This window comes from Bradyrhizobium sp., assembly GCF_049798375.1.
Classification (GTDB): Bacteria; Pseudomonadota; Alphaproteobacteria; order Rhizobiales; family Xanthobacteraceae; genus Bradyrhizobium.
The window spans coordinates 1-12,536 of record NZ_JBARGP010000239.1; the positions used below are offsets into that span (position 1 = coordinate 1).

The following is a 12,536-nucleotide window of genomic DNA, read 5'->3' on the forward strand; positions in this document are numbered from 1 at the left end:
CGGTGGCCGTGTGGGCGCGCAGCATTCCGTTGGGATGCCGACGAACGCGTTCGTGCGGACGGTGAAGTCGTGTGGTCCTGACCTCCCGGTGCTGAGGTCCCGCGCAATGCGCAAGCATTGTCGCGGATGCGATGATGCGAGGCATCGTCGCAAAACGGGGGCAACAAAGCCGGTCCCCGAGGAGAGCGCGTATAAGCCGTAGCCCATCGCGCAGGGAATGCCGGTTGATCGGCTGAACCTGTGGTACCTGCCGCCTGCATTTTTTCCGCAGGCGGGCCATGGGTGAGGCCTTCACCCGGCATTCTCTGCGCCCTCTTCATTGCGAGAGGGTGATCGGCGCGCAAAGCTCGGATGCGAAATGCGTCGCGAGGCTGCGACGACGCGCGCGTGCCAGCGATGATGCGAGGGGGCTTTGGGCCGATGGTGCTGCCAGACAGGATTGAACTGTCGACCTCTCCATTACCAATGGAGTGCTCTACCACTGAGCTACGGCAGCATAGGGAACACGGCGGGTGGATCGGGCCAACGGGCCGCGACCAAGCGCGGCGGTTCTTGCCACAAGCTCCCCGCCCACGCAAGCGCGAGAGACGAATTTGCGCAGGAAAGAAATGGCCTGTGCCCTGCTGCCCAAGGAAAAGCCGTGATTATCCGGTCCGAAGGGGCGATTTCGGGCCGCTACGCGCAGCAGCCGAGGTTCCTCCCCATTCAGGCAGGAGACCGGCCGGCGCGCGGGGCGATAGGCTGGGACTGCCCGAGGGATGCGACACCATGCTTTCAACGCGTCGTCGCATGCGAAGATGTGACGCAACGAGGGGGCTTGAAAGATGGAACCTGAAGCTCGGCCTTCAGGCTGGGACTTCAAGTTCGGACTTGGGGCTGAAGCGATCCGGCATCAGATGTGCCTCGATCGCCTGAAATAGCGGGATCGGACAATGGATGACGGAGAGGCCAAGAAGCCGGTCAAGGATGCCCGCGAGGCGCGGCTGAAGCAGGCGCTGCGCGAGAACCTCAGGCGGCGCAAGGAACAGGCGCGCCAACGCAGACACGGCGAGGCGGCGTCCTCGGATGTTCATGATGCGGCATTAGCGAAAGACCCAGGCCGAGAGGACGACTAAGCGGGTCGGCACTTCGGTCGAAGACCAAGTTTTGCAATGAGTGAGCAGGGGATGGCCATGGCGGCAGATGGTGGTGCGATCAGCGGCGTTGTTGACGGGGTGTCGTCGCGCACGATGCCGCGTTTCGAGCAGACCTTTCCGAGCCTGACCGCGCCGGAGATCGAGCGGATGCGCCGCTTCGGCGAGATCAGGACTTATCGCGACGGCGAGATGCTGTTCGAGACCGGCCGGCTCGGGCTTGGCATGTTCGTGGTGCTCTCCGGCCTGGTCAACATCAGCGCGCGCGACGGCCTCGGCCATGTCACCCACATCTCGGAGCGCGGCCCGGGGCAGTTTCTGGCCGAGATCGGCCAGCTCTCCGGGCGCGTGGCGCTGGTCGACGCCCAGGCCGAGGGTGACGTCGAGACCCTGATGCTGCCGCCGGATCGCCTGCGCGCGCTGCTGGTGGCCGAGGCCGAACTCGGCGAGCGCATCATGCGCGCATTGATCCTCCGCCGGGTCAATCTGATCCAGAGCGGCGGCGGCGGCCCGGTGCTGATCGGTCCGACCAATTCGAACGCGGTGGCGCGGCTGCAGAATTTCCTGGTACGCAACGGCTTTCCGCATCATCTGCTCGATCCGGCAACCGATCATGACGCCAGGGAGCTGATTGCGCGCTATACGCCATCGCCGAGCGACTGGCCGCTGGTGGTGATCGCCGACGGCACGGTGCTGCGCAATCCGAGCGAGACCGAGCTGGCCCGCGCCATCGGCATGATCGGCGGCGCCCATGGCAACAAGGTCTATGACGTCGCGATCGTCGGCTGCGGGCCGGCGGGGCTGGCGACTGCCGTGTACGCCGCCTCCGAGGGTCTCTCGGTGGCGGTGATGGATTCGCGCTCGTTCGGCGGCCAGGCCGGCGCCAGCGCCCGAATCGAGAATTATTTCGGCTTCCCCACCGGCATCACCGGCCATGCGCTGACCGCGCGCGCCTTCAACCAGGCGCAGAAATTCGGCGCCGAGATCATGATCCCGGCGTCTGTGGACTCGCTCGATTGCGAGCGCAAGAACAATGCTTTCGTGATGTCGCTGGAGTGCGGCGAGGAGGTGCGGTCGCGGGCCATCGTGGTGGCGAGCGGGGCGCGCTACCGCCAGCCGCAGATCGACCGGCTCAAGGAATTCGAGGGCCGCGGCGTCTGGTACTGGGCCTCGCCGATCGAGGCGCGGCTGTGCGCAGGGCAAGATGTCGCGCTGGTCGGCGGCGGCAATTCGGCCGGCCAGGCCGCGGTGTTTTTGTCCGCCCATGCGCGCAAGGTCTACATGATGGTGCGCGGCGGCGGCCTTGCCGCCAGCATGTCGCGCTACCTGATCGAGCGCATCGAGGCGACGCCGAACATCGAGCTGATGTTCAATTGCGAGGTCACTGGCCTCGAAGGCAATGCCGATTCCGGACTGGAGCGCATCGTCTGGAAGAGCCGGCTTTCTCCGGAGGAGATGCAGCTCGGCGTCCGCAACCTGTTTCTGTTCGTCGGTGCCGATCCGGCCACCGGCTGGCTCAAGGGCTGCGGCGTCACGCTCGATCGCGCTGGCTTCGTCGTCACCGGTGCGCAGTCGGAGCAGAACGCCGGGCGGCTGGTAGCCTCGCTGGAAACCTCGGTGCCCGGCGTGTTCGCGATCGGCGACGTGCGCTCGGGCTCGGTCAAGCGCGTCGGCGGCGCCATCGGCGAGGGCGCCCAGGTGGTCGCCGCGCTGCACGGCTTTCTTGCGGATTCGTTGAAGCCGGTGACGTAGGCAGCGATGCGTCTCGAAGGATGGCCGCAATGAAAATTGACGTCGTGCGTTTCAGAAATTTCCGTGCGATCGCGTGCAATGATCACGTCTTAGTATGATGTCTCACATCCCATCCTCGGCTAAACCATGACACGCATGCGGCGCTGCTGCGCCAGAGGCAAGGCGGTCCGCGTGCATTGTCGTGGCCGGCGTCGCCCGCCTTGCTGTCGTGGCAATTCCGCCATGGCGGCGTGGCATGGTGGCGCGGCTATCCAACGGAGACGTCGCCATGCTGCTCGGCCTCAGCTTAGAGAATTTCACCCTTCTCCACGTGATTATCAGCCTGGTCGCGATTGCCTCCGGCCTGGTCGTGATGTTCGGCATGCTCAGCTCGCAGCGGATGCCGACGCTGACCGGCATCTTTCTGCTGACCACGATCCTGACCAGCGTCACCGGGTTGATGTTTCCGTTCACCGAGCTGCTGCCGTCGCATGTGCTCAGCATCATCTCGCTGGTGCTGCTCGCGGTCGCCTGCGTCGCGCTCTATGGCCGGCACCTCGCCGGCGTCTGGCGGCCGGTCTATGTGGTGACGGCGCTGGTCTCGCTCTACCTCAACGTGTTTGTGGGGGTGATCCAGAGCTTCCTCAAGATCCCGGTGCTGCACGCGCTGGCGCCCGGCAATCCGCCGAACGCAACGATCTTCGCCATCACGCAGGGGATTGTGCTGCTGCTGTTCGCGGTGGCAATCTTCAGCGTCTGGCGTCGGTTCAGGCCGATTCCACTCTCGGCCTGAGACGAGCTTTGCGGATGGCGGCGATCCCATCAAATCGCCGCAATGTCGCGACTGATGCCGGGCTCCCTCCTTTTTGAACTTCGGCAGGCATCGGCATGGATCGCATTCGCATCATCGGCGGCAACCCGCTCAATGGCACCATCCCGATCTCGGGCGCCAAGAATGCCGCGCTGCCGCTGATGATCGCGGGGCTTTTGACGGAGCAGACGCTGATCCTGGACAACGTGCCGCGGCTGGCGGATGTCGCCCAGCTGCAGCGCATCCTAGGCAACCATGGCGTCGACATCACCGCGGTGGGCAAGCGGCCGGGCGACGGCAAATATCAAGGCCAGACCCTGCAGATCTCGGCCGCCGACATCATCGACACGACCGCGCCCTACGAGTTGGTGTCGCGGATGCGGGCGAGCTTCTGGGTGGTGGCGCCGCTGCTGGCGCGCATGCACCAGGCGAAAGTGTCTCTGCCAGGCGGCTGCGCCATCGGCACCCGTCCGGTCGATCTTCTGATCATGGCGCTGGAAAAGCTCGGCGCCCAGATCGCCATCGACGGCGGTTATGTGGTCGCCAAGGCGCCCGGCGGGCTGCGCGGCGGCTATATCGACTTTCCGAAGGTCACGGTCGGCGGCACCCATGTCGCGCTGATGGCCGCGACCCTGGCGAAAGGTACGACCGTCATCACCAATGCCGCCTGCGAGCCGGAGGTCAGCGATCTCGCGGAATGCCTGACCAAGATGGGCGCGTGCATCACCGGCGCCGGCACCACGCGCATCGAGGTCGAGGGCGTGGACGTCCTGCATGGTGCCCGCCACACCGTGCTGCCCGACCGCATCGAGGCCGGCACTTACGCGATCGCCACCGCGATGACCGGCGGCGACGTCCAGCTCGAAGGTGCCAGGCCCGAACTGCTGCAATCCGCGCTCGACGTGCTGATCGAGGCCGGTGCCGAGATCGGCGTCAACGCCGACGGCATTCGTGTCAGGCGCAACGGCAACGGCATCCGCCCGGTGCAGGTCGCGACCGCGCCGTTCCCGGGCTTCCCGACCGACCTGCAGGCGCAATTGATGGCGCTGATGGTCTGCGCGCAGGGCGCGTCCGCCATCACCGAGACCATTTTCGAGAACCGCTTCATGCATGTGCAGGAACTCGCCCGGTTCGGCGCCCGCATCTCGCTCGATGGCGAAACCGCCCGGATCGACGGCATCTCCACCTTGCGCGGCGCGCCCGTGATGGCGACCGACTTGCGGGCGTCGGTCTCGCTCGTCATCGCGGGGCTTGCCGCTGAGGGCGAAACCATGGTGAATCGGGTCTACCACCTCGATCGCGGGTTTGAGCGGCTCGAGGACAAGCTGAAGGCGTGCGGCGCCGCGATCGAGCGCATCAGCGACTGACGCATCGGGGACATGAATGTCGTGACCGACCGGCTCAAACTGATCGCGCTCGACGCGGACGATCTCGCCGTGGTCTCGACCCATGTGCAGGATGCCAGGGTGCAGGCCGCCGATATCATCTGGCGACAGGCCGAGAAGCGGCTGGTGATCGGCATGAACCGGCTGGACTGGGCTCAGACGCTGGACAGCGGGGCCGAGCCGCGGCGGTTGGTGTCCGTGCTCCGGTTCGACCGGGTGCTGGCCTGCAAATCGCGCGGGATCGGTCTTGAGACCTCGGGCGCGCCGCTGGAACTGATCGGCATCGAGTTTCATGCCGCCGAGCCGCCCGGCGGCAGCGCGCTGTTGCTGTTTTCCCACGGCGGAGCGCTGCGGCTCGACGTCGAGTGCCTGGAATGCGAATTGACCGACCTCGGGCCCGACGATCTGGGAACGGGGGATCTAGATGAGGACGACGGATTGGGAGGCGGATAGGGTGATTTCGGCAGGGTTGACGGCCCATCGCCGCCGCGCCATTGAGCAGGCAAGGGCGTCTCGAATCCCGCCCGTGGAAAGCGTGCAATGCCCATTCGCCTGACCCGTGACAGCGTCGATTTCGATGCAAAATTCCGGCAGTTTCTCGCCGCCAAGCGCGAAATCTCCGCCGATGTCGAAGCCGCCGCGCGCGCCATCGTCGACGACGTCGCCAAGCGCGGCGATGCGGCGCTGCTCGAAGCGACCAGGAAGTTCGACCGGCTTGAGCTCGATGCATCGTCGCTGCAGGTGACTGCAGCCGAGATCGAACAGGCCGTGACGGCCTGCGATCCTGCCACCGTCGACGCGCTGAAATTCGCCCGCGACCGCATCGAGGCGTTCCATCTGAAGCAGCTGCCGCAGGACCAGCGCTTCACCGATGCCGCAGGCGTCGAGCTCGGCTGGCGCTGGAGCGCGATCGAATCCGCTGGCCTCTATGTTCCCGGCGGCACGGCGGCCTATCCGTCCTCGGTGCTGATGAACGCCGTACCGGCCAGGGTCGCCGGCGTCGAACGCGTGGTCATGGTGGTGCCGTCGCCTGACGGCAAGCTCAATCCGCTGGTGCTGGCGGCCGCCCATCTCGGCGGCGTCTCCGAGATCTACCGCGTCGGCGGCGCGCAGGCGGTGGCCGCGCTCGCTTATGGCACGGCGACGATCGACCCGGTCGCGAAGATCGTCGGCCCCGGCAATGCCTATGTCGCCGCCGCCAAGCGGCTGGTGTTCGGCAAGGTCGGCATCGACATGATCGCCGGGCCGTCCGAGGTGCTCGTGATCGCCGACGACACCGCGAATGCCGAATGGATCGCGGCTGATCTTTTGGCCCAGGCCGAACACGATGCGAGCGCGCAGTCGATCCTGATTACCGACAGCAGCCGCCTGGCTAATGAAGTTGCCCGCGCAGTCGAAGGCCAGCTCAAGAGCCTGCCGCGCACGGTGATCGCCTCCGCCTCCTGGGCCGAATTCGGCGCCATCATCGAGGTCGGCCACCTCGACCAGGCGGTGCCGCTGGCGAATGCAATTGCCGCCGAGCATCTGGAGATCATGACATCAGATCCGGACGCGCTTGCCAGCAGGGTACGCAATGCGGGCGCGATCTTCCTCGGCCACCATACGCCGGAGGCGATTGGTGATTACGTCGGTGGCTCCAATCACGTGCTGCCGACCGCGCGCTCGGCGCGGTTCTCTTCGGGGCTCGGCGTGCTCGATTTCATGAAGCGCACTTCGATCCTGAAATGCGGCCCGGAGCAGCTGCGCGCCCTCGGGCCAGCCGCAATGACCTTGGGCAAGGCCGAGGGCTTAGACGCCCATTCCCGTTCCATCGGACTGCGTCTCAATCTGTCATGACCGAACCCCCGCACAGCGATGATCAGAAGAATCGGATCGTCGCGGTGACGCTCGACGACGAGTCGATCGGCCGGTCGGGGCCGGATATCGAGCATGAGCGCGCGATCGCGATCTACGATCTGATGGAGCAGAACGTGTTCGCCCCCGAGGGCGTCGAGGTCCCCGGGCCGTTCGGCCTGCATCTCGGCATCACCGCCAACCGGCTGATGTTCGACATCCGTACCGAGGACGGATCGCCCGTGGTGACGCATCTGCTGTCGCTGACGCCGTTCCGGCGGATCGTGAAGGACTATTTCATGATCTGCGACAGCTACTACCAGGCGATCCGCACCGCCACGCCCGACAAGATCGAGGCGATCGACATGGGCCGCCGCGGCATCCATGACGAGGGCTCGCGCACGCTGCAGGAGCGGCTCAAGGGCAAGGTCCGGATTGACCACGAGACCGCGCGCCGGCTGTTCACCCTGATCACCGTGCTGCACTGGAAGGGGGAAGGCGTGTGATGGCGGCCGGCGGACATGTCGCGGCTGGCGCCGTCACCGCGGGCCGTTGAGCGATGGTCGAGGCTCCGCGGGAGCACCAACCGCAGGCGGTGCTGTTCGCCTGCGGTCAGAACAGCGTGCGCTCGCCTATGGCCGCGAGCCTGCTGCACCACATGTTCCCACAGGCGCTCTATGTCCGCTCCGCCGGGGTCAAGAAGGGCGAACTCGATCCGTTCGCGGTCTCGGTGATGGCCGAACTCGGCCAGGACATCTCCACCCACAAGCCGATCACCTTCGACGAACTCGAGGACTGGGAAGGACTGAATTTCGATCTGATCATCACGCTATCGCCCGAGGCGCATCACAAGGCGTTGGAGCTGACCCGCACTTTGGCCGCCGATGTCGAATATTGGCCGACGCCCGATCCGACCGATACCGCCGGCAACCGCGAGCAGAAGCTCGCCGCCTACCGCGAGGTGGCCGACGGCCTCTATGCCCGGATTCGCAAGCGCTTCGTCAAAGGCGGCCCGGCCGGTCTATGACCCGCTTGGTTCCATGCAGGTGTCATCGAACCGAAACAGGATCGTCGCCTTCAGCTCATGTTGTCCTCGTACAGCACGGCTTAACCTGGCTCGCCTTTGAGTCGCGCGCGCGGGTTGTGGAATGGCAGCCCATCCGATAGGTTCCGCGCGCGCTCCAGCCCTTTACCGAATCCTCCCATCACATCAGCATGCTCGGCCGTCCCAAAATCGTTCTTGCTTCCGGTTCGCCGCGGCGTCTGGCGCTGCTCAACCAGGCCGGCATCGAGCCTGACGCGCTGCGTCCGGCCGATGTCGACGAGACGCCGAAGCGCGGCGAGCTGCCGCGTGCCTGCGCCAATCGGCTGGCCCGCGCTAAGGCCGATGCGGCGCTCAAATCAGTGCAACTCGACGACGAGCTGCGCGGCTCCTTCATCATCTCGGCCGACACCGTGGTCGCGGTCGGCCGGCGCATCCTGCCGAAGGCCAATCTGGTCGACGAGGCCTCGCAGTGCCTGCGGCTGTTGTCGGGCCGCAACCACCGCGTCTACACCGCGATCACCCTGGTGACGCCGCGCGAGGCGTTCCGCCAGCGCCTGGTCGAGACCCGCGTCCGCTTCAAGCGGCTGAGCGAGGACGACATCCAGGCCTATATCGGCTCCGGCGAGTGGCGCGGGAAAGCTGGCGGCTACGCGGTGCAGGGCATTGCCGGTTCCTTCGTGGTCAAGATGGTCGGCTCCTACAGCAATGTGGTCGGCCTCCCATTGTATGAAACCGTCAGCCTGCTCGGCGGCGAGGGCTTTCCAATCCGCTTCGGTTGGCTCAACACGGTCGGCGTCTGAACGCGGAGGGAAAGCCGGCCCGGTGGTCGGATCGCCGAGGGGAAACGACGCCACGCCTGCGCCGCGGGATGCATTCGCCCGCTGCCGTGCTTAAATAAGCTCCGATGCCCGACGAATCACCTGAGGTCGCCAAGCCATCCGCCAAACCCGTCCACCGTTGCCCGATCTGCAACCGGCCGGCGGATGAGAAGCTGCGCCCGTTCTGCTCGCCCCGCTGCCGCGACGTCGACCTGCATCGCTGGCTCTCCGGCTCCTATGTCATCCCGGCTGCGGAGGGCGATGAGGACGATGTCGAATAGTTGAATTGTTTCAGGCTTTTGCTGTCGTGGCAGGCGACGAGCGGGACGACGCTGTCGGCCCGGCAGGAATGTGGAAACAATCCGTTTTTGGACGGTAGACAGCGCCGTTCGCGCCGCCTATAACCCGCCGGCTCGACGGGCTTTTTCGGCCCAGAGACCTGCCCAGGTAGCTCAGTTGGTAGAGCATGCGACTGAAAATCGCAGTGTCGGTGGTTCGATTCCGCCCCTGGGCACCATCCCCGCTTTCCGGCTTGGTTCTTTCTCGTCCGCGCCCGTTCGCTGATCGGCAAGAACCCTCGTAAAATCAGGCATTTCGCGATAGATTGGCGCTCGGTACGGTTCGCGGCCGTCCGAGGGCAGCCGGCGTTTCCGGGTACACTTTGGGTACACTGGAAGGGCCGGGTACACTGGCTGGCCGCCCGATTGCGGGGGGCTTTCCATGGATGACCTGAGCGACACGAAAATCCGCAATGCGGCGCTGGCGGACAAGGAATACGCACTTGCCGACGGCCACGGTCTCAGCCTCGTGGTTCGACCCAATGGAACCAAGCTGTGGCTGTACCGCTACCGGGTTGGCGGCAGGCGCAAGAACATGTCTTTTGGCATTTTTCCTCGCGTGGGCCTCAAGGCCGCGCGCGAGAAGCGCCGCGACGCCGAGAAGCTGCTCGATCAAGGTCAAGATCCGGTCGCGGTGCGCGAGGCCAAGCGACAGGAAGACGAAAAACTCAAGCGCACCTTTCGCGTGGTGGGGGAAGAGTGGGTGACCACGAAGCTCGCAAACGAGAACAAGGCCAAGGCAACGATCAAGCGGGAGCGCTGGAATCTCACTCAGCTCAATCGCGAGATCGGCGACAGACCACTTTGCGAGATCGCGCCTCCGGAATTGCTGACTGCCTTCCGGCGTGCCGAGGCCCGGGGCCGTTACTACACCGTCGGACGCCTTCGTTCGACTGCTTCGCGGGTCTTCCAGTTTGGCGTCGGCGCGTCCTATTGCAACAACGATCCTACCCGTGACTTGAAGCACGCGCTCACCAAGGCACCCAAGGGCAACCCGCGCCCGGCGCTAACGGAGCCTGATGAAGTGGGCGAGCTGATGCGCCGGATCGAGGTCTACGACGCCAAGAACGGCGGACTGGTGCGTTATGCGCTCAAGCTGATTGCCTTGACAATGGTCCGACCCGGCGAGTTGCGGTTGGCCGAATGGGTCGAGTTTAACGAGCAGAACCAAATATGGGTGATCCCTGCCGAAAAAATGAAGATGCGCGATGGTCACGAAGTGCCGCTCTCGCGCCAGGCTCTCGCGATCCTTGCCGAACTGCGACCTTTGACCGGTGGCGGCCGGTACCTTTTCTCCCACGATGATGATGTGCCTATGTCTGACAATACGATCAACAAGGCGCTGCGGATCATGGGCTACGACACGGGCCCCGGTGGCGACCACTGCGCGCACGGCTTCCGTTCCACCGCCTCGACCTTGCTCAACGAAGAGGGCGTGTTCGATGGCGATGTGGTGGAAGCTCAGCTCGCCCATGAAACCGACGAAAAAAAGCGGCGACGCCGCAACGAGGTGATGCGGCGCCAGCTTGCGAAGGGTGACAAGAACAAGATCCGCGGCATTTACAACCGGGCAGCTTATTGGAGTGAACGCGTGCGCCTGATGCAGCATTGGGCCGACCGTCTCGACCGCCTGCGTAAGGAGCCTGCGCTTCCACTGCTCAAATCTGCCTAAAACATAGCTCGTGATTCAACGCGCGGCAGCGAGGCATGATATTCATCGATGCTATCGAGATCGATGAGCGTTTTGCCGCCCATCTTGTAAGCCCTGATCCGTTCCAGCGCGATCAGCTCGTAGGCCTTCGTTTTGCCGAACTTGCCGTAACGACACCCGTCCTTGAATTCGACGAGCCGGCGCTGCTTGCTGCTATCGATGTCGGTCATGGGTTCAAGGAGCTGCTTCGATGATCTCTGCTGCAATGGGATAGTGTCGGACCGCGTGAGTTCGCATTTGCACAGGGTGATCTGTGTCGAGCGTTATCGGCCGATGGATCGGGACCGCGATCTTTAGATCCCCGGTGGTATTGACCAAAAGCTTTTCGATGCACCCCCCAACTCCGGGGTACTGAAGAGTAAGAATCGGACGGTTGAAATTGCCATCGTCTATCTAGATAGCTGTCCTGCGCCGCTCGATCTTACCGTACGGAATGGTTCGATGCACGGTAGGTGCACGACGAAAGCCGCGGCGCGAAGAGAGTGGTGCTTTGGGCTGCCGCGATGAAACAATTGTGGGACGATCCGGGCGCGCATGGTCTCGGGTCAATCCCTGGGCCGGCGATTCCAAGCGGTTCTTAGGTCTTCCGATGCGTTCGGGTCGGAGCCATTAAAAACTCAGCCGGGTCAACTTTCAGCACTTCGGCAAACTTCCCGATAATCTCCAAGCCAACATAGGTCACGGCGCGCTCGATCCTGCTGACGTAAGCTCGGTCGACACCGGCCTCATATGCCAGAGTCTCCTGCGAAATACCCCGGTTGTGCCGGATGCGGCGCAGATTCGCCGCGAATCGATGGCGGAGGTCCATGCCGCAGTCAAGCGGCGTGCGGCCTATTGACCCACGGCTTTAAAGCCGAAAAGATGTCGTCCGATCCGATTTGCGATGAAAGGTTGCGTTCGATGCTCAATGACCAATCAGGCAACGATGTCGAGGCTTTGGGTCGACCGAGGGTGGCAGCGACGGATAACGATCGGGATCTGCTCACCCTAGAAACGCAGCTAGATGACCTTATTACCCAGTTGCATGCTGCTCAGCAGGAAAACGGCCTGCCAATGGTGAGCTCAGAGCAGCCCTCCGTTATCCCGGATGGCGCGGGCGATGACACGGAAGGTGAGTCCGTCAGTGACGCGCAGACGAAACAAGTGGAGATAATTCTGGAGCGCCTTTATCCTATTGAACGGGCTATTATGGCGGCTCCCGCGTGCTCCATCATAGGGCTCGGTGTAAAAGCTCGTCATGCGGCGTACGCGATGTCCCAATATTGGGAGGAGTCGACGGACAAGATTGACTGGGAAGCGCAGATCATCCGACTGCTGATCGAGGCAGTTTGCGACGTCGCGCACAAGCCATTGTCCTTTTCAAAACGTGAAAAATGATTTCGTCTGAATAAGCCACGAATCGTTCTCTTAAGATGGTGCGATTTTGGTGGGGTAGCTGTTCCGCCGGCCGGCTATTCACTTGTGATCCACTGATGCGCGAGGAGTTGGAGAGAGTTGAACCTCGACCTCGCCGTTATGAGCGGGAGGATATCGATTGGCTTTGTTGATTTTCCTGCGTTTTTGTCCGATTTCGATCGCGTTCGTATCTTTTCGTTCACGTCCTTTCTGGTGCGAAACTGGTGCGGCTGTGCAAGCGTATCCTTCGCGGTGGATATCGTCAGCTCCGCTGCTCCTGAGCAATCGAACGTCAGGCTCATAAGCTGAAGGTCATAGGTTCAAATCCTATCCCTA

15 protein-coding genes and 2 tRNA genes are annotated in these 12,536 nt (G+C 63.8%); 14 read left to right on the forward strand and 3 right to left on the reverse strand.

Going from position 1 to position 12,536, the window contains the following annotated elements:
- Positions 1 to 421: 421 nt before the first annotated feature.
- A tRNA-Thr gene (locus WA702_RS10065) sits at positions 422 to 496 on the reverse strand.
- Between the two features lie 436 nt (positions 497 to 932).
- Here WA702_RS10065 and WA702_RS10070 point away from each other — a divergent pair.
- From WA702_RS10070 to WA702_RS10125, 12 genes are all read left to right on the forward strand, one after another.
- Positions 933 to 1,115 carry a hypothetical protein gene (locus WA702_RS10070; RefSeq protein ID WP_425110373.1) on the forward strand — a complete coding sequence of 61 codons (183 nt, stop codon included), beginning with the start codon at positions 933 to 935 and terminating at the stop codon, positions 1,113 to 1,115.
- Positions 1,116 to 1,172: 57 nt separating this feature from the next.
- Positions 1,173 to 2,885 (forward strand): FAD-dependent oxidoreductase, encoded by a 1,713-nt coding sequence (locus WA702_RS10075; protein ID WP_425110374.1) that lies wholly within the window; start codon positions 1,173 to 1,175, stop codon positions 2,883 to 2,885.
- A gap of 268 nt (positions 2,886 to 3,153) precedes the next feature.
- The gene (locus WA702_RS10080) at positions 3,154 to 3,657 is read left to right on the forward strand and encodes a hypothetical protein (protein ID WP_425110375.1); all 504 of its coding nucleotides are present in this window, start codon (positions 3,154 to 3,156) and stop codon (positions 3,655 to 3,657) included.
- A gap of 95 nt (positions 3,658 to 3,752) precedes the next feature.
- Positions 3,753 to 5,042: a UDP-N-acetylglucosamine 1-carboxyvinyltransferase gene (murA, locus tag WA702_RS10085; RefSeq protein ID WP_425110376.1), complete on the forward strand. Its 1,290-nt coding sequence runs from the start codon at positions 3,753 to 3,755 to the stop codon at positions 5,040 to 5,042.
- A 21-nt stretch (positions 5,043 to 5,063) separates the two neighbouring features.
- Positions 5,064 to 5,513: a DUF2948 family protein gene (locus WA702_RS10090; protein WP_425110377.1), complete on the forward strand. Its 450-nt coding sequence runs from the start codon at positions 5,064 to 5,066 to the stop codon at positions 5,511 to 5,513.
- A gap of 87 nt (positions 5,514 to 5,600) precedes the next feature.
- Positions 5,601 to 6,896, forward strand: coding sequence for a histidinol dehydrogenase (gene hisD, locus WA702_RS10095; RefSeq protein ID WP_425110378.1), 1,296 nt, complete (start codon positions 5,601 to 5,603; stop codon positions 6,894 to 6,896).
- Positions 6,893 to 7,399, forward strand: coding sequence for a UPF0262 family protein (locus tag WA702_RS10100; RefSeq protein ID WP_425110379.1), 507 nt, complete (start codon positions 6,893 to 6,895; stop codon positions 7,397 to 7,399). Before hisD ends, WA702_RS10100 begins: the two co-directional genes overlap by 4 nt.
- Before the next feature lie 53 nt (positions 7,400 to 7,452).
- The gene (locus tag WA702_RS10105; RefSeq protein WP_425110380.1) at positions 7,453 to 7,920 is read left to right on the forward strand and encodes a low molecular weight phosphatase family protein; all 468 of its coding nucleotides are present in this window, start codon (positions 7,453 to 7,455) and stop codon (positions 7,918 to 7,920) included.
- A 188-nt stretch (positions 7,921 to 8,108) separates the two neighbouring features.
- A complete protein-coding gene (locus WA702_RS10110) occupies positions 8,109 to 8,738 on the forward strand; it encodes a Maf-like protein (protein WP_425110381.1) in 630 nt (209 codons plus the stop codon).
- A 104-nt stretch (positions 8,739 to 8,842) separates the two neighbouring features.
- The gene (gene yacG, locus WA702_RS10115; protein ID WP_425110382.1) at positions 8,843 to 9,037 is read left to right on the forward strand and encodes a DNA gyrase inhibitor YacG; all 195 of its coding nucleotides are present in this window, start codon (positions 8,843 to 8,845) and stop codon (positions 9,035 to 9,037) included.
- Between the two features lie 160 nt (positions 9,038 to 9,197).
- Positions 9,198 to 9,273 (forward strand) — tRNA-Phe (locus tag WA702_RS10120).
- A 203-nt stretch (positions 9,274 to 9,476) separates the two neighbouring features.
- Entirely contained in the window at positions 9,477 to 10,766 is a 1,290-nt protein-coding gene (locus WA702_RS10125) for a tyrosine-type recombinase/integrase (RefSeq protein ID WP_425110383.1), read from the forward strand.
- Here WA702_RS10125 and WA702_RS10130 read toward each other — a convergent pair.
- Entirely contained in the window at positions 10,763 to 10,975 is a 213-nt protein-coding gene (locus WA702_RS10130) for a hypothetical protein (protein ID WP_425110384.1), read from the reverse strand. The genes WA702_RS10125 and WA702_RS10130 overlap by 4 nt on opposite strands.
- A gap of 407 nt (positions 10,976 to 11,382) precedes the next feature.
- Positions 11,383 to 11,613 carry a helix-turn-helix domain-containing protein gene (locus WA702_RS10135; protein WP_425110385.1) on the reverse strand — a complete coding sequence of 77 codons (231 nt, stop codon included), beginning with the start codon at positions 11,611 to 11,613 and terminating at the stop codon, positions 11,383 to 11,385.
- Between the two features lie 26 nt (positions 11,614 to 11,639).
- On the opposite strand from WA702_RS10135, the gene WA702_RS10140 reads away from it, so the two are divergent.
- Together WA702_RS10140 and WA702_RS10145 are read left to right on the forward strand one after the other, a co-directional pair.
- The gene (locus WA702_RS10140; RefSeq protein WP_425110386.1) at positions 11,640 to 12,182 is read left to right on the forward strand and encodes a hypothetical protein; all 543 of its coding nucleotides are present in this window, start codon (positions 11,640 to 11,642) and stop codon (positions 12,180 to 12,182) included.
- Positions 12,183 to 12,299: 117 nt separating this feature from the next.
- Positions 12,300 to 12,509, forward strand: coding sequence for a hypothetical protein (locus tag WA702_RS10145; protein ID WP_425110387.1), 210 nt, complete (start codon positions 12,300 to 12,302; stop codon positions 12,507 to 12,509).
- Positions 12,510 to 12,536 lie beyond the last annotated feature (27 nt).